General features: G+C 46.7%; 16 protein-coding genes and 1 pseudogene. 2 read left to right on the top strand and 15 right to left on the bottom strand.

The annotated features are described in order from the left end of the window. Nucleotides 1–77: 77 nt before the first annotated feature. The 15 genes and pseudogenes from CXB77_RS17200 to CXB77_RS17135 all read right to left on the bottom strand — a co-directional run bounded on the left by CXB77_RS17200 (nt 78) and on the right by CXB77_RS17135 (nt 14430). Nucleotides 78–914: a hypothetical protein gene (locus tag CXB77_RS17200; protein WP_146108861.1), complete on the bottom strand. Its 837-nt coding sequence runs from the start codon at nt 912–914 to the stop codon at nt 78–80. 141 nt (nt 915–1055) lie between these two features. Continuing rightward, nucleotides 1056–2174, bottom strand: a pseudogene (locus tag CXB77_RS24815) (protein-glutamate methylesterase/protein-glutamine glutaminase). Between the two features lie 15 nt (nt 2175–2189). Then, the gene (locus CXB77_RS17190; RefSeq protein ID WP_105074845.1) at nt 2190–2786 is read right to left on the bottom strand and encodes a chemotaxis protein CheD; all 597 of its coding nucleotides are present in this window, start codon (nt 2784–2786) and stop codon (nt 2190–2192) included. Between the two features lie 30 nt (nt 2787–2816). Next, entirely contained in the window at nt 2817–3695 is an 879-nt protein-coding gene (locus tag CXB77_RS17185; protein ID WP_242445836.1) for a CheR family methyltransferase, read from the bottom strand. Nucleotides 3696–3707: 12 nt separating this feature from the next. Beyond that, on the bottom strand, nt 3708–4949 hold the full coding sequence (locus CXB77_RS22580) for a chemotaxis protein CheA (RefSeq protein ID WP_242445835.1): 1242 nt from the start codon (nt 4947–4949) through the stop codon (nt 3708–3710). After that, the gene (locus CXB77_RS22575; protein WP_242445834.1) at nt 4841–5626 is read right to left on the bottom strand and encodes an Hpt domain-containing protein; all 786 of its coding nucleotides are present in this window, start codon (nt 5624–5626) and stop codon (nt 4841–4843) included. The genes CXB77_RS22580 and CXB77_RS22575 overlap by 109 nt, the downstream gene beginning before the upstream one ends. Nucleotides 5627–5693: 67 nt before the next feature. Beyond that, nucleotides 5694–6674, bottom strand: coding sequence for a GGDEF domain-containing protein (locus tag CXB77_RS17175; RefSeq protein ID WP_105074844.1), 981 nt, complete (start codon nt 6672–6674; stop codon nt 5694–5696). Then, entirely contained in the window at nt 6674–7300 is a 627-nt protein-coding gene (locus CXB77_RS17170; protein WP_105074843.1) for a chemotaxis protein CheX, read from the bottom strand. The genes CXB77_RS17175 and CXB77_RS17170 overlap by 1 nt, the downstream gene beginning before the upstream one ends. A gap of 4 nt (nt 7301–7304) precedes the next feature. Then, a complete protein-coding gene (locus CXB77_RS17165) occupies nt 7305–7670 on the bottom strand; it encodes a response regulator transcription factor (RefSeq protein WP_105074842.1) in 366 nt (121 codons plus the stop codon). A gap of 57 nt (nt 7671–7727) precedes the next feature. Next, nucleotides 7728–8285, bottom strand: coding sequence for a chemotaxis protein CheW (locus CXB77_RS17160; RefSeq protein ID WP_105074841.1), 558 nt, complete (start codon nt 8283–8285; stop codon nt 7728–7730). Between the two features lie 12 nt (nt 8286–8297). Next, nucleotides 8298–10268 carry a methyl-accepting chemotaxis protein gene (locus tag CXB77_RS17155; protein WP_105074840.1) on the bottom strand — a complete coding sequence of 657 codons (1971 nt, stop codon included), beginning with the start codon at nt 10266–10268 and terminating at the stop codon, nt 8298–8300. Nucleotides 10269–10293: 25 nt separating this feature from the next. Next, nucleotides 10294–12486: a chemotaxis protein CheA gene (locus CXB77_RS17150; protein ID WP_105074839.1), complete on the bottom strand. Its 2193-nt coding sequence runs from the start codon at nt 12484–12486 to the stop codon at nt 10294–10296. Beyond that, nucleotides 12483–12800: an STAS domain-containing protein gene (locus tag CXB77_RS17145; RefSeq protein WP_105074838.1), complete on the bottom strand. Its 318-nt coding sequence runs from the start codon at nt 12798–12800 to the stop codon at nt 12483–12485. Before CXB77_RS17145 ends, CXB77_RS17150 begins: the two co-directional genes overlap by 4 nt. A gap of 30 nt (nt 12801–12830) precedes the next feature. Beyond that, a complete protein-coding gene (locus tag CXB77_RS17140; RefSeq protein ID WP_105074837.1) occupies nt 12831–13199 on the bottom strand; it encodes a response regulator in 369 nt (122 codons plus the stop codon). Nucleotides 13200–13221: 22 nt separating this feature from the next. Beyond that, entirely contained in the window at nt 13222–14430 is a 1209-nt protein-coding gene (locus CXB77_RS17135) for a methyl-accepting chemotaxis protein (protein ID WP_105074836.1), read from the bottom strand. Nucleotides 14431–14976: 546 nt separating this feature from the next. Here CXB77_RS17135 and mnmG point away from each other — a divergent pair. Continuing rightward, entirely contained in the window at nt 14977–16872 is a 1896-nt protein-coding gene (gene mnmG, locus CXB77_RS17130; RefSeq protein ID WP_105074835.1) for a tRNA uridine-5-carboxymethylaminomethyl(34) synthesis enzyme MnmG, read from the top strand. A 4-nt stretch (nt 16873–16876) separates the two neighbouring features. Further along, a complete protein-coding gene (gene rsmG / locus CXB77_RS17125; protein WP_197711100.1) occupies nt 16877–17542 on the top strand; it encodes a 16S rRNA (guanine(527)-N(7))-methyltransferase RsmG in 666 nt (221 codons plus the stop codon). Nucleotides 17543–17565: the final 23 nt, after the last annotated feature.

Here is a 17565-nt window from a genome sequence, read left to right as displayed (position 1 = left end):
GTACTACTGCCAAAATAACACACATTGTCTATTCATCTAAAAACCGCTGAACTTTAAGTAGAAACAGATCAAAAACGTTATGTAATGTTTACAGTAGCCGTTTTAGAACGTACTACGATATGGGCATTGGAAACATCGAATTCTTCGTTGTAATCAAGATCAGATGTCTTGTTGGTGACTATATTAAAAAGAACTGCTTTTCCTTTAACTAAAGACACCTTTGCAAAATGAGCTTGAGCTCCTTCGACTTCAGCCAGCTTTACGTCAGAGTCATGAGCACAGCCAAAAACTATAGGCTTATCACCAAGTGACACCGATACAGTACGTTCTTTTTCTAGTGAAAATCCTTTTGGTCGAATTGTAATCTCTAACCAAACTTGGCGGAATGCTGTTTCAAATAAGGCAATAGCTAAACCAATAGCTGCGCCTGTAGTCGCAACGCCAAGAGAATAACTAGAAATGAGATACATTAAAAAACATCCTAAAAAACCTCCAACCCCACCAGCTAAACTAGCAATTGAAGATTTAAGATTAGGGATAACTTTAGATACAGCAAATCCTATAACAATACCGCCAATCGCCCAACCAAGAAAACGCCCGGCATCGGTTCCTCCTCCAAGCAAACTTACGATTGGCAAACCCACCAAAAAAGCGATACCGCCACCGATAAAGCCTCCAAATGCACCAATTAAAGCTGCTCGACCAATAGCTTTTTTATCGAAACTTTTTCCAACATATTTAGTTTGACCAAATGCGAGCAGTGTTGCTATACACATCCCGTCAAAGCCCGTTCCCAAAATCCATGACGAAAACGCACTATCAAATCCTAAACCGATATAAATAAATGCGCTTATTAATCCTCCGATCGCACCAAAAATAGAGAAATATGTTCTTTTATCAGAAAGCAGTTTCATTTTTATCTCCGTAGTTATCAAGTAAAGGCTGGTGATTAGGAAGTTAACAAACTAGTTGCTGATTGAAATAGAAAATGCTTCCTACGTCATCGGTATAATTCCAAACACAGAATTATACATTGCAAAGTAGTTTTTGATTGGTTATTTTTTAACCTCATTGATCGTGCGCAAATAACTTTGTCGTGATGGTGCTTGCACAATCATTGCAGGGATTTGCGGTAATCCAATAATTGCATCAACGCCACCGAGTTTTACTGCTTCTTTAGGCATTCCGTAAACAATGCAGGTTGCTTCATCTTGTGCAATGGTAAACGCGCCAGCATCGTGCATTTCTAATAGACCGCGAGCACCGTCATCACCCATTCCAGTCATAATAATACCCACCGCATTTGCTCCAGCCGCCTGCGCAGTTGAACGAAATAACACGTCCACTGAGGGGCGATGACGACTCACTAACGGACCATTTTTTACTTCCACTCGGTATTGTGCTCCGCTGCGTCGCAATAATAGATGGTCGGTGCCCGGCGCAATTAATGCCAACCCCGCAATCACGCGGTCGCCATTCCGCGCTTCGCGCACTTCAATTTCACATAAACCATTTAATCGAGCAGCAAATGCAGCGGTAAATTGTCCCGGCATGTGCTGCACAATCACGACTCCCGGCGCAGTACGCGGCAGCCGCGTCAACACATATTCCAGTGCCTGAGTGCCGCCAGTAGAAGTGCCAATGGCAACCACGATCAGTCGTCGCTGCAAGTGCTTTAAAATTGCGTGTTGTTTCAACTGCTTCAGCGGATAACTTAGGCGTCACGGGCATGGTCGCTGCACCCGCACGGCGTGCTGCACCAAAATGTTCCAGTCGGGCGCAGCTGGCACCTTGATCGCATCTCCCAGCAAAGTGCTTGATTCTTCAAGAAATTGCCGCAATCCCACTTTTGGTTTGGCAATAATATCCACTGCGCCTGCGTTCATTGCCTGCATCGTCACTTCCGCGCCGCGCTCGGTCAATGTGGAGCAAATAATGACCGGCGTTGGGTGCTCACGCATTAATTGGCGCAAAAAAGTAATGCCGTCCATACGCGGCATTTCAATATCAAGCACGATGACATCCGGCCAATCTTTTTCCATTTGCTTTTGCGCAAAAATAGGATCGCGGGCAGAACCCATGACAGTAATGCCAGCAATTGCGCTTAATTGATCCGTCAATACCTGCCGCACTACAGCGGAATCATCAACAATAAATACTTTGACCGGAGTCATTTAAACAAATGTCCTCTAAAAAAATTCTGCTGGAGCAGGTCGGCGTTGATCTTTCAATGTGCGATGTAAATACGCTCGCTCATGGGCAGCAATTCGATCTTCTTGACGCTGCGGAATGCGACGTAAATACACTGAAAAATCGCGGCCATCAAAATGAATTTGTCGTCCACGATCTCCGCCAAGGTCTTCAGCAATCAATGGAATGCCATCATTCACGAGAAATTTCCGCACAAATTGCGCATTCGCAGTGCCAATTTGAAAATGATTGGGGAGCGACTGTGTAGCGATATTAAGCACATTGCCACCACCGAATGCTTTAGCGCGAAGATTTTCGCGCCGAGCGCCGATATTCAATAGACCGTTAATTAATAACTCCATTGCCCATAATCCATAACGTCCCGCATCAGAAGCTAAGGTGAGTGTTCCACCAGCTGGATTTCGCATCGGTAATAAAAAATGATTCATACCCATGACGCGCACCACCGGATCGAATAAACACACAGAAACGCATGAACCTAATAGTGTAGAAAGAATAATCGGATCAGCGGTGACGTAATGCTCGCCGGGATGAACGAAATGTTTCTGAACCTGATGAATAGAATGTTGCGACATGAGCAATGAATAATTTTCGTTATACCATCATCAATTTAATGGTTTACGGAACACTGACGGTCGCACCATTTCTAATGTAGTTTTAAGCGAATGCAATGATTCAACGTGACTGAGAAAAAGATAGCCGCCAGGATACAACGCCTGTTGTAAATGATCCATAACAACTTGTTTGGTTGGAACATCAAAATAAATCATCACATTGCGTAAAAAAATGACATCAAATTTTTGACCAGTATGCAGCGGACGCTTCAAATTATGCTGCTCTAAATGCACCCGCGCTTTTAGATGCGGATCAATTAATAAATTGCCTGCTTGCGAGCGCACACCTTTAAGACAGTATTGATTCAGCCAATTGGCAGGCAATCGTTTTGCACGTTCCAGCGGATAAACGCCCTCACGCGCAGCTTCAATCATTCGCGTACTAATATCGGAGCCAAAAATTTGCCAATCACCCATGCCTAAACCTTCCGCCAATACCATTGCCAGCGTATAGACTTCTTCACCGGATGAGCAGGCAGCACTCCATACGCGCAGCGATTGACCACGATATGCTGGCAAAATATCGTGTAATAAAAACTCGAAATGTGCTGGTTCACGATAGAAATAAGTTTCATTGGTTGTTAATAAATCAATGAGATGTTGACGCTCTTGATCTTGTTGTGGCGCAGCAATGTAATCCAAATAGGCGCTAAAACTATGTAATCCTAATTGCCGCAAGCGCCGTTGCAGTCGTGAACTTACCATTTGCCGCTTGTGTGGTGTTAAACTAATTCCAGCACGGTCGTGAATAAAACGACGAAATCGTTCGAAATCATTTTCAGATAACGGAATTGAATCTAATAATGGCGCAACGTCTGGTGTTGTCGGCAGCATCGGGTGCGATTTGGCGCTTAAATCAGGTTTTCGCATCATTTCAATCCGTTATTTAATAAAGTTTTTTATTGCTGCGCCATGATCATGACTACTTGCTGCTAATTCTGCTACATCGAGAATTAAAGCAATGTCGCCAGTACCCAGAATAGTTGCGCCCGACACACCGCGCAAGCGTTCAAATAGTTTACCAAGTGGTTTGATCACGGTTTGCAATTCGCCGAGCAGCGTATCGACTACCAAACCCATTTTATGATGACCAAAACGTACTACAACCAGACTTTCACGTTGGTTAGCACTACGGGTTTCCTCAGTATTTTCAAATAAATCAGTCAAGCGAATGAACGGCAATAATTCGCCGCGTAAATTAATGTAATGCTCGCCGCAATGTTGGCGTGTTTCAAGCACATTCATTTCGACACATTCGGCGACTTGCGATAATGGAATCACGTATTGATCGCGCCCCGCACCAACTAAAAAACCTTCAATAATTGCCAGCGTGAGTGGCAAAATAATGGTGATTTTAGTACCAAGACCAAGCTGGCTTTCCAATGCTACTGTGCCGCGTAAGGCTTCAATGTTGCGTCGCACGACATCCATGCCCACGCCGCGCCCGGATAAATTGGTCGCCTGATCTTTTGTTGATAAACCCGGTGCAAAAATCAGCCGCAGCGTTTCATCATGCGTTAATACATCTTCGGGTTTAACTAATCCTTTCGCTTCCGCTTTTGCGCGAATACGCGCCGTATCTAATCCTGCGCCGTCATCGTTAATTTCAATCACGATATGCCCTGAATCGTGATAGGCATTAAGATGAATTGTGCCGGTAGTTGATTTCCCAGCTGCCTGTCGTACTGCGGGTAGTTCAATTCCATGATCAACTGCATTGCGAATTAAATGCGTCAATGGATCGGTGATTTTTTCCACGACAGTTTTATCTAATTCAGTTTCGCCGCCAGTAATCAACAATTCAATTGATTTGCTGAGTTCTTGACTAACATCGCGCACCACGCGCCGAAAACGCGACAAACTTTCGCCAATGGCCACCATACGCAATTGCAGCGCGTTATCGCGGATTTCCGATACCAAATAATCAACGCCATCAACGACTTCGGTCATGTTATCAATGCCGGCGCGTTTAACCATCACACGAATGGCGGCGCTGCTCGTTACTAATTCACCAACTAAATCAATAAGATGACCAAGGCGCTGCGCATCAACGCGAATGACGCGATTTTCTGACGTTTTGCGCGAATGGTTTCCTGTGTTTTTACTGCATGTTCGAGGACACACGGCTTAATTGAACCCTGTTCAACCAAAATTTCGCCTAAACGCGGTTTTGTCTGCGTATCATCAGCAGTGGTGGTCGGAATTAAATGGCGCTGTGTTTGCAGTGCTTGTGTCAATTCAGCAGGAGTGAGTGCCCCAACACTGACCAGTAAATCACCAATGCAATCAATCTGTTCATGCGGTGGCAGCGCCAGCAATTCGAGATAACGGGTGTAAATTGGACGAGGTTCAACGAGTGGTAAAACAGTTGCAATCAGGTCATCTGGCGATGCTGATGAAGGATATAAACGCGCCAGCAACATCTCACCAGCACGCTGCAAATCGGGATTGAATGGTATGTCATCAGAAACATCGGCGGTGATAACATCAATCATACGAGCGATATGATCGCAGCATTCAAATAGAGTTTTAATCAGCGGCGGTGTCAGAATTATCTGTCCATCGCGCACCGCATCCATTAGCGTTTCCACGCGATGCGTAAAATCAACGACTGGAGTGTAACCAAAAGCAGCTGCAGCACTTTTAATCGTGTGCATAGCGCGGAATACCGCGTTAAGCGATTCAGTTTCAGTTTGATTTTGTTCCAACGCCAGCAGCGCATCTTCAACCGATTGAAGGACTTCCGCGACTTCTTCGAGGAAAACCTGTAAAAACACCAGTTGCGCGTTGTTGGCGGTCATATCCAGTTTTTTATAATTAAAGCGCGAAATAACTATTAACTCCGCACCGAATACAGTGCGGCAGTATTTAATGCTGCAAAACCAGTTCTTTTGGTGCAGTATTTAGTTCTGGCGTATAGCGAATACAGCGATTGCGTCCAGCATCTTTTGCTTGATACAGCGCCTGATCCGCTTGACTAATTAGTGTGGTCATATTTTGTCCCACTTTAGGAATTAATGCACTCACGCCAATACTCACGGTGATATGTGGCATGGTACGCGAAGCCGGATGCGAAATCTCCAGTGTTTCAATCAATTGACGTAACCGCTCGGCAATTGAATAAGCAAGATCAATATCAGTATCTGGCAGTGGTAATGCAAATTCTTCACCGCCATAACGTGATACGCAATCACCACGCTGGCGCAATCCTTCCTGTAAGGTCGTCGCTACTTTCATTAAACAATCATCGCCTTTGAGATGACCAAGATGATCGTTATAGGCTTTGAAATCATCAATATCAATCATCAATAGCGCGATGGTTTGCTGTTTACGATAAGCATCACTAAAAAATGCGCCTAAATCGTGATCAAAACGGCGACGATTCCCAACACCAGTGAGTGCATCACGATAGGTGGTTGCAATAAGATTTGTTGATTGCGCTCGTAAACGTCGTTCGCGACGCACGGTTGCAGTCATGTCTTGAATTTGAATTAAACAAAACACCTCCTCATCCTGTGGAATTGGTGTGATGTATATCAATTGCTCAATGCGTTGAGAGAGATTTCGATTTGATGGTTTTTGGTACAATGGAAGAACCGCTGGATTAAGGGCTGGTGTCAGCATTGACGACAATTTGAAATATAATGCCTGTTGAATACAGTCTTGCAGCCGACTGTGCACAATTTCAGGAAAAACTGCGTCAATACATTTAGTTACCACGTCATTAAACGTCAATTCAGTATGTCGAGTCATCCATTGATTCCAAGCGCAAATTTGTACCTGAGGATCAAGCAGCACAACTCCGCTTTGTAAATGGTCGAGCAACTTGGTAGCAAACGCCCCATCCATCAACTCACTCCGAATCGCGCAAGATAATCATCGACACATTTTAATAAGGCGTTAAGTGAACTCACACTGAGCAAAAAAAGTAGATGACCATGAATTTGTTCTTGACGCATTGATAAATGAATCTGTAGCAACAGCACTACTTGATTTATTTCATTTGCTTGCTTTACGCCAAATAGTGGCAGTGCATCGGTATCACTAAAATAATGCACCGGTAATCCGCCTTCAAACTCAATTTGAAATTCATCTGCTAATGAACTCATACAAGCATTGAGAATGATATTGCCAATTTCGCACATTGCCTCTTGCTCAAATTCCGATAGTTCTTCTGGTAACATGTGCGGATCAAGCATGTGACTGACGATTGCTAACGCATTGCGTTCTGGAAATAACAAAATCGCGGTTGCATCAAAAGAACCCACGAAATCAATCGTGACCATGCTCAATTGTTTAAATTCTGAACCCAATAAGGTTGAAATGACTTCATCGTGTTGCACCAATAAAATATCTGGTGTAGACAATTCAACTTCATCATGTACCATCAGGCTCAAACTTTGTGCTGCTCGCCCAACACCAAGATTAAATAATTCTTTCATGGCATCGCACTGCAACTCGGTGAGTTGGAACACAGTGTTATTCCTCAAACAACGTCACCATAGCGTTAATAGATGCTGGTGTAATCGGTTTCCCGACGAATTTAACGCCAGCCTTTTCGGCAGCTTTACGCACTGCTTCTTGGATATTCGCAGTGCAAAGAACGATGCGAATATCGGGGTGATGCAGACGAACTCGACCAGCAACTTCTAAACCGCTGATACCAGGCATGTTGACATCTAAACTTAAAAACGTTGGCGATTCTTGCTCAATCATTTTTAACGCATCATCACCGCTAATGGCTTCAATAATGCGCCAGTCGGGACGTTGATCGACGATAAACTGGCGAATCATCATTCGCGCCATTTTACTGTCATCAACTATTAAAAGAGTTGGGCTAGTCATGGATAATTTAAGTCTGCGTAGAATTAAAAAATGTGTTGGTATTTATAGCATGGTGCATTAAGTATCTAATTCACCACCACTCGGTAAAGTATCTTCAGTGAAGTGACGTAATGCGGCGAGTTCCTGCACTGATAACACATGATCGACGCTAAGAATAATGACGAAAACGTCATCGACACGTCCCATTGCTTCAATAAAATCAGTGCGAATTTCAGAACCAAATTCCGGCGGCAGTTTTACATCTTCTGGTGGAATATCAAGGATGTTTTTGACTTCATCCACCAACATTCCCAAGACATGGCTGTCATTAGCAACTTGCACTTCAACCAATACAATGCAACTGCGTTTCGTTAACATCAATGGTCCGCGCCCTAAGCGTGCACCCAAATCAATAACCGGAACCACATTGCCACGCAAATTAATCACTCCGCGAATATAATCTGGAGTCATTGGAACCCGTGTGACTTGCGGAGTTTCAATGATTTCTTTCACGGCGTTAATTGACATTGCTAAACGCTCATCAGCAACCGAAAAAGTCAGATATTGCGTAATTTCATCGCTCACTTCGCGATGAATTGCGGGTAAATTTTGTGTGCTCGTGACGAGTTGTTTCATATATTCAACTCCTTAAAACCGCTCGAAATCCTTATGCGTAAAGTCTGTCGAATCAATTGATGATTCAGCAAAATCATCATTTACATGACTGGTACGGCGAGTTGGTGCAATACGGGAGGTTTGATAGGTGGATGTTTGACGCGATTTTACTCGCCCGCTTGATGCGCCGCCAGTGCGAAAAAACGACATGGTTTCTTGCAGTTGGCTGGCTTGTCCGTTGAGTTCTTCAGCAGTTGCTGCGAGTTCTTCCGATGATGACGCATTTTGTTGGGTCGCTTTATCGAGCTGGCTCATAGCTTCGTTAATTTGACTGATTCCCGTGGCTTGTTCGCCAGAAGCAGCGGTGATTTCTTCAACTAAATCAGCGGTTTTAACGATATTGGGAACCATTTGCTCCAATAATTTGCCAGCTTCTTCCGCAATGGAAACGCTATTAGTCGCTAACTGATTGATTTCCTGAGCAGTTACGCCGCTATTTTCTGCCAACTTGCGCACCTCGGCGGCAACCACGGTAAAACCTTTGCCGTGCTCACCAGCGCGTGCCGCTTCAATTGCAGCATTGAGCGCCAACAGATTGGTTTTATACGCAATATCTTCAATCAACCCGATTTTACTGGCGATTTCTTTCATTGCGCTCACCGTGCGTTTAACCGCCTCGCCACCGCGCCGCGCTTCCTCCGCCGAACTCTTCGCAATCCCGTTGGTAATGCGAGCATTTTCAGTATTTTGCTGCACTGAAGCGTTGAGCTGCTCGATGCTGGCAGTGGTTTCTTCAACGCTGGCAGCCTGCTGGGTCGCGCCCTGACTGAGTGCCTGCGCAGTGGCGCTGACCTCGCTAGAAGCCGATGACAGATTGTCAGCACCAACACGCACTTCGCCGACAATTTGGCGCAACCGCTCCACCATACTAAACATGTCTTTATAAACGCCGCGTAAATTGTTTTGATCGAATTCAATTGCGAGATCACCAACTGCGACTTTGCGCGTCACTTCAGCAATAATTGCGGGGTCTTTACCCAATTGTCCCATGACGGCACGAATAATCAGCCATGCAATACCAATTCCAAGCAATAAGGCAATTCCTGACAGCACTGAAATAGTCATAATGGCGCGATCATTAGATGCCTGCACTTCCGGCCCAATCACATCCTGTTCTGCTTTATAGGAGAGTTTAATCTCATCAATATCCGTCGCAAATTTTGGACCGAGTACATCAAGCGTTTCAGTCACAATTCGATTGCGTTCAAAAGTTAATTGCGCCATACGATCAAAAGCGGTTTTGTAATCATTTTTATAACGCATCACTTCATCCAGCATCGAACGGCGCTGCGCATCTTGTGTGATTACTCCTAAGGCAGTTAGCGATTTACTAAATTCCGCCCATTCTTGATTAACGCGATCCACATCTTTTTGTTCATTGTCACTAATAAAACGCCGCACATAAATCCGCGCTAATAACAAACTCCGCAGTGTTTTTCCCGCTATTGCTGTCGTTTCCTGTTGATTAGCTTCATCCATGATTTTGCTCAATCGCTGCTCAATTTCTCTTCCAACATTACCCAATACTTCGTTATCCAAACGATCTGTCTCGCGGGTATGTGCAACAACGGTCTCAAATGCCTTGGCATAGGTATCTATATTCGCGCCTGAGGTATTAAGTTTACTCAAGCGTTCTGGATTTTTAATGAGAACAGTTATTTCTTTTAAAAGATTATCGGCTGCTTGCAGATATTTCTGAAATTCCTTTTCATCTTTATCGCTATGGGTTTTAAGATAGTTTTTAACTTGCATTCGCCCCATCAACATACTCGCTTGCATTTCGCCCATGCGATTGGCACGAACTGCTTTTTCACGATAGGACGAAAAACCTACAGAGGCACTATCAATGGCGGTAAAAGCTAGAATACTGACCACGATTAACAAAACCAATACGACACCGAAACCAAGACTCAGTTTCTTAGCCATTGTCATTGAGTGAAACATTGGATGCTCCTTGAGTTAAAAAAACTTAGTGTTTTGAAGTGATGTGGCGAGTGACATGACCAATTGCTGCTAATTCTGCTACATCAAGAATTAAAGCAATGTCACCAGTACCGAGAATAGTTGCGCCCGCCACGCCGCGCAAGCGTTCAAATAGTTTGCCGAGGGGTTTAATGACGGTTTGCAATTCGCCAAGCAGCGTATCGACTACTAAACCCATTTTATGATGACCAAAGCGCACTACAACTAGACTTTCACGTTGGCTAGCAACACGGTTTTCCTCGGCATTTTCAAATAAATCAGTCAAGCGAATGAACGGCAATACTTCACCGCGTAAATTGATGTAATGCTCGCCGCGATGTTGGCGCGTTTCAATCACATTCATTTCGACACATTCGGCGACTTGCGATAATGGAATCACGTATTGATCGCGCCCAGCACCGACTAAAAAGCCCTCAATAATCGCCAGCGTGAGCGGCAAAATAATAGTGATTTTAGTACCAAGACCAAGCTGGCTTTCCAATTCCACTGTGCCGCGCAAGGCTTCAATGTTGCGTCGCACGACATCCATGCCCACGCCGCGCCCGGATAAATTAGTCGCCTGATCTTTTGTTGATAAACCCGGTGCAAAAATCAGCCGCAGCGTTTCATCATGCGTTAATACATCTTCGGGTTTAACTAATCCTTTCGCTTCCGCTTTTGCGCGAATACGCGCCGTATCTAATCCTGCGCCGTCATCATTAATTTCAATCACGATATGCCCGGAATCGTGATAGGCATTAAGATGAATTGTGCCGGTAGTTGATTTCCCAGCTGCCTGTCGCACTGCGGGTAGTTCAATTCCATGATCAACCGCATTGCGAATTAAATGCGTCAATGGATCGGTGATTTTTTCTACGACAGTTTTATCTAATTCAGTTTCGCCGCCAGTAATCACCAATTCAATTGATTTGCTGAGTTCTTGACTAACATCGCGCACCACGCGCCGAAAACGCGACAAACTTTCGCCAATGGCCACCATACGCAATTGCAGCGCGTTATCGCGGATTTCCGATACTAAATAATCAACGCCATCAACGACTTCGGTCATGTTATCAATGCCAGCGCGTTTAACCATCACACGAATGGCGGCGCTGCTCGTTACCAATTCGCCCACTAAATCAATGAGATGACCGAGGCGCTGCGCGTCAACGCGAATGACGCGATTTTCTTCCTGACGTTTTGCGCGGATGGTTTCCTGTGTTTTTACCGCATGTTCGACCACGCCCGGTTTAATTGAACCCTGTTCAACCAGAATTTCGCCTAAACGCCGTTTCGATGTTGAGCCATCAGAATCAATGGTTTGCGGCGCAGTCTCCTGCGTTTTCAATGCTCGCGCCAATTCGTAAGGTGTTAATGCACCGATACTGACCAGCAAATCGCCCATGCAATCAACCTGTTCATGCGGAATGCTTTCGAGTAATTCAATGTAGCGATTTTGTGCTGAATCGGGTTCAAGAATACGAATCTCGCAATCTTCATCCGCAAATTCAAATACGCCGGCAATTGTCCGTTTATCGGCATCGCTGCGAAAAGCAATACCAAAACTGAGATAACAGCTTTCTGGATCGAAATGCTCGCTGGCAGTAGACGCAATTGGAAATAAGGTCGCGACATGCACTAAATCGCCGAGTGAACTGAGATAACGCAAAAAAGATAGTGGGTCCATGCCATTACGTAACGCATCGCGCTTAAACTCCAGACTAATCATCCACAGTTCATTTGCTTCTGGCAGGTATTTAGGCGTATCAAAATGCAGTGCTGCAATCGGCAATGGCGAAGCAACTGGCGTATGACCGAGCCGCGCTAACAACGCATCGCCAGCACGTTGCAATTCAGGATCAAGTGGCGCAGTGCCGGTCTTATCTGCGGCAATGAAATCAATTAACGCCGAAGTGTGATCGCGGCATTCAAATAGCGTTTCAATTAATGGTTTAGATAATGCCATACGCCCGCTGCGCACTGCGTCCATTAACGTTTCTACAGTGTGCGTGAAATCGACGATGGGTGTATAGCCGAATACTCCGCCCGTGCCTTTAATCGTGTGCATGGCGCGAAACACTTCATTGAGTGATTCGGGGTCTTCAGGGTTTTCTTCTAATGCTAGCAGCGCATCCTCCATCAATTGGAGTAATTCGGCTACTTCTTCGATAAAGGCTTGCCGGGCGCTATCGAGATTCATGTCGGATTTTCCGTTTTTGTATCCAGCGGATAGCCACCAAATAGCGGTTCAAGGTGCAATAAATCAATCACGTTAATTACCGCTTGACTGATGCCAACGAATTGAAAGCGTATACGCTGTTCTGCTGCGACCCGTCGCGCCCATAACAGCAGTTGCAGCCCAGCGCTATCAATTTCAGTGACTGCTGATAAATCCAATGCGCACAGATTCCGACCAGATAAATAATCGCGCAGAGTGACAAATGTGGCAGTGGCGGTATAAATCGTCAGTTCGCCCTCCAACACCAGCGCCGTATCCTCAGTATCAGTATTCATCTATGCACCTCGCTGCTTGATCGTTAATGTTTAAGGCAATACTAATTTTGCCACTGCATCAAGCAACATCGGCGGTTGAAAAGGTTTAAGCAACCATGCTTTTGCGCCAGCATCTCGCGCTGCTTGTTTCTTTTCCGGCTGGCTTTCCGTAGTGAGCATCATAATCGGCGTGAATTTATAATTTGGAAGTTGTTTTAATTCCCGCACCAGCGTAATTCCGTCCATGTTAGGCATATTGACGTCACTCACAATTAAATGCACTTTTTGTCCATTGAGCTTCGCCAGCGCATCACGTCCATCGGAGGCTTCAATCACGTCATAACCCGCACCTTTTAATGCAATGCCGACTACATTGCGCAGCGATGCTGAATCGTCAACGACCATGATGGTTTTTGCCATTTTGAATGAACCCCATTTGCGATTAGAAGAAAGTTAATTCAGAACTTGCCGCTGATGATGCAGTAGTTCCGCCGCCATGGTGCAAATTGCGCTCTTCCAGTGTGCTGTAAGAAGCCAGCATTTGCGCCAATAGTCCGTCGATCTCCAGAATATCTTGTTGTTGCTGTGTCAAATCATGCTTGGCGCACAGTTTTAAGCGTTCGCTCAAATGATCCAGACCTTCGCAGACATGCACCAAAATCTGACTGGTGCGATCTTGAAATTGCAGATCAACCAAAGCGGCGCTGATTTGCTCGCGGATCGTGGCACTTAATTGCCGCAATTGTCCGGCATCGGCGTTAATGGTTTCCGTAGTTTCCTGCAACCGCGCCAGCACCGTGCCGACTTTTTGTTCCGAGGCTTTCACTAATCCGTCAGCACTCTGCATCGAGGTTTGCACAAGTGTCTGTGTTTGTGTCAAGGCTCGCGCCAGCTCTTCCACTTTATGACTGATCTGCGCTCCAGTTTCCGCCGAAGTGCCAGCCAATTTACGCACTTCATCCGCGACTACTGCGAAACCGCGTCCCTGTTCACCAGCGCGTGCTGCCTCAATTGCTGCGTTGAGTGCCAGCAAATTGATCTGCTCGGCAACTGCCCGCACACCTTGCGCCATCTGCTGCATCTCCGCACCAAATCCCGCCAATCGTTTAACTTGATTAGACATTTCAACTTCGCGGTGGAGAATGTTTTCAAAATCGCTGATGACTTCGGTGAGCGCGATTTGGCTTTGTTGAAACTGACCAACGATGAGTTGATCCTGACTACCGCCGCTCTGTGATGCAGAAATCACCCGTTCTAAATCCATCACCAAACCACTGAAAGTTTGCGACAAATGAATCACGCTGGTTTCTGCGAGCTGACGCGAATGTTCAATATGGCGCGTAAAAATCGGAAACAGTTCGATACCGAGCCGTTCAAACGCTCGCGTCCACACATCCAATTGCTGCGATTTGTCCGCAATGTTGTGCGCAATCTCTTGGGATGTCTGCGTGAGCAGCGTCTTCAGCGTGCGCCATTGTAGATATTCGATCAGCATCGCTGCCGCAATCAGCAACAATGCCAGCGCCCATGCCAGCCATGACGCCGGCGTCATGGCAATTAAAGCAACCGCGGCTACGATGCCCAATAACAAGGTTTTCCACGGACGAGGTGGAGCATCTTTGCTTTGATTAAATTGCGAATTTTGCGCCATCGGTGCTCCCGCATTGGGTATTTATTGTGGGCGATGATGCTACGCCTTGCACAGAATAGCGACAAGGCAACGCGGTTACTGCTGGTGATTTGCAGCATCTGCGTTAATTAACAGCCAGCCATACGTTGCTGTTGATAAATAAAACCGGAAACCATCAGGCACAAAGTTATAAGCAAAATGAATTGCTGATGCTATTGAAACAAAAAACCCGCGCACCGAGTGAATAATGAGCGAGTTTTTATTTAGTGCCGACTCATGATTTTTGAACTCTATGAAATAGGAGAGTCTAGCAACTGATATTTTGTTTTTAAGTACACTTATTTATAATCCCTCGATATGAGAAATTAATGTAACATCGGCGAGTTTGCAAAGCGCATTGCAAAAATGCAGTTTCTAAAATCAAATGGTTTACGCCGTATTAGGAAGTCAAACGGTTGCTACATGCACATTCTACGGTGTAACTGAGCGTTAAGGGGCTTGTGTGGGACGATCCATCACGCCAACCAAGTGCAGATTAATTCACCTAGTCAAGTTTGATTAGGATTTATGGAACAGGAAGTTAAGTTGGCAAGCGATCAATACGATGTCATCGTCGTTGGCGGCGGTCATGCTGGGACAGAAGCGGCGCTGGCTGCGGCTCGCTGCGGTGCGCGAACACTTCTGGTCACGCAAAAAATGGAAACCCTCGGTCAAATGAGCTGCAACCCGGCGATTGGCGGCATTGGCAAGGGTCATCTGGTCAAGGAAATCGACGCGCTTGGCGGACTCATGGCGCGAGCAACCGACTGCGCGGGGATTCAGTTTCGCATTTTGAATGCCAGCAAGGGACCGGCAGTTCGCGCCACTCGCGCTCAGGCGGATCGTGTACTTTATCGCGCTGCCGTGCGTAGCGCGTTGGAAAATCAGCCGAATTTATCGCTGTTTCAGCAAACTGTTGATGATCTCATTGTCGAACAAGATCGCGTGATTGGCGTGCAAACCCAAATGGGACTGCGTTTTGCTGCTCGTGCCGTCATTCTCACCGTCGGCACTTTTCTCGGTGGACGCATTCACGTTGGGCTGGCGAATTATGAAGGCGGTCGCGCTGGTGATCCGCCATCCAATGCGCTGGCGCGGCGACTGCGCGAACTGCCGTTTGCGGTGGAACGACTGAAAACTGGAACGCCGCCGCGTCTCGATGCCCGCACTATTGATTATCGCCAGCTCGCCGAACAGCGCGGTGATGAACCCGTGCCGGTATTTTCTTATCTCGGCAGCGCCGCCGATCATCCGCGTCAAATCAGTTGTCATCTCACGCAAACCAATGAACGCACTCACGAAATTATTCGTTCTGGATTATCACGTTCGCCATTATTTACTGGCGTAATTGAAGGCGTTGGGCCGCGTTATTGTCCGTCAATTGAAGATAAAATTGTGCGGTTTGCGGATAAGAATTCGCATCAAGTGTTTATTGAGCCAGAAGGATTAAATACGCACGAAGTGTATCCAAACGGAATTTCCACCAGTTTACCGTATGACATTCAAGAAGCATTGGTGCGATCAATTGCTGGCTTGGAACACGCGCATTTAATGCGCCCGGGTTATGCGATTGAATACGACTTTTTTGATCCGCGTGATTTGGCTCCGACATTGGAAACCCGCCATTTGCACGGCTTATTTTTTGCTGGGCAAATTAACGGCACAACGGGTTATGAAGAAGCTGCGGCGCAGGGTTTGCTCGCCGGATTGAATGCCGCATTGCAGATTCAGGAGCGCGAGCCGTGGCTGCCGCGCCGCGATGAATCCTATTTGGGCGTGATGGTGGATGATTTGGTCACTCGCGGAACGAACGAGCCATATCGCATGTTCACCAGTCGCGCCGAATATCGGTTAACGCTGCGCGAAGACAACGCCGATTTGCGGTTGACGGAAATCGGGCGGCAATTGGGTTTGGTCGGCGAGGCGCAATGGCGACATTTTGCCGCTAAACGCGAGGCGATTGAGCGCGAACGCCAGCGATTGCGCGAATTGTGGATTCGCCCTGAAATGGTCGATCAAACGCTGGCAACGCAGGTACTGGGCGAACCGTTGCGTCGGGAAGCGCGAGCGTCAGAACTGCTGGCGCGTCCCAATGTCGGTTATGCGGGCGTGGTGCAATTGACCGGTGAATCGCCAGAGCCGGTGGCGGCAGCGGTGAGTGAACAGTTGGAAATTCAAGCGCGTTATGACGGCTACATCACGCGCCAACGTTCCGAAATTGAGCGCCAGCGCGAACAGGAAACCAAAACACTGCCGGCTGATTTCGATTTTGACCGGGTGCGCGGACTATCTAAGGAAGTGTGCGAAAAATTTAAGCGGGTGCGTCCGGTGACGGTGGGACAGGCAGCGCGAATTCCGGGCGTCACGCCAGCGGCAGTGTCGTTGCTATTGATTCATCTCAAACGTCACGCAGAAAGCCGATAAGCTGATGAAACTAAAACCGAAATCGAAAATCGCGCCAGTTGCAGTCGATCAAATGCAGTTGAGCGAGCGTTTGACCGCTGGCGCGACGCAATTGGGATTGACGCTGACGGCAGCGCAACACGCACAGTTGCTGCAATTTCTCGCGCTGCTGGCGCAGTGGAATCAGACTTACAACTTAACTGCGGTGCGCGATCCACTGGAAATGGTAGCGCGGCATCTGCTCGATAGTTTGGCAATTGCGCCGTATCTCAGCGGCGATGTGGTGCTTGATCTCGGTACTGGTGCGGGATTGCCGGGGCTGCCGCTGGCGATCATTGAACCGCAGCGGCAGTTTGTGTTGCTGGACAGCAACAGTAAAAAAATCCGGTTTGTGCGGCAGGCAGTGCTGGAGCTGGCGCTGCCTAATGTGACGCCGGTGCAAACGCGCATTGAAACGTATCGAACGACGCAACCGTTTACGACCATTGTCAGCCGAGCGGTCGCCTATACCGAGGTCATTGGCGTATTACGCAGCGGTCTGCTTGCTCCTGCCGGACGATTGCTGTTGATGAAAGGGCGGATGGACACATTGCCCAATCGACAGGCGTGGCCGCCATTTCACATTCATCAGTTACAAATTCCTTTTCTTGATGCGGCACGACATATCATCGAAATTTCGTTCGACGCATAACATAATCAAAATGCACGAGTTGC

This window comes from Chromatium okenii (assembly GCF_002958735.1).
Lineage (GTDB): Bacteria > Pseudomonadota > Gammaproteobacteria > Chromatiales > Chromatiaceae > Chromatium > Chromatium okenii_A.
This window is presented reverse-complemented; position numbering and strand designations above follow the sequence as displayed.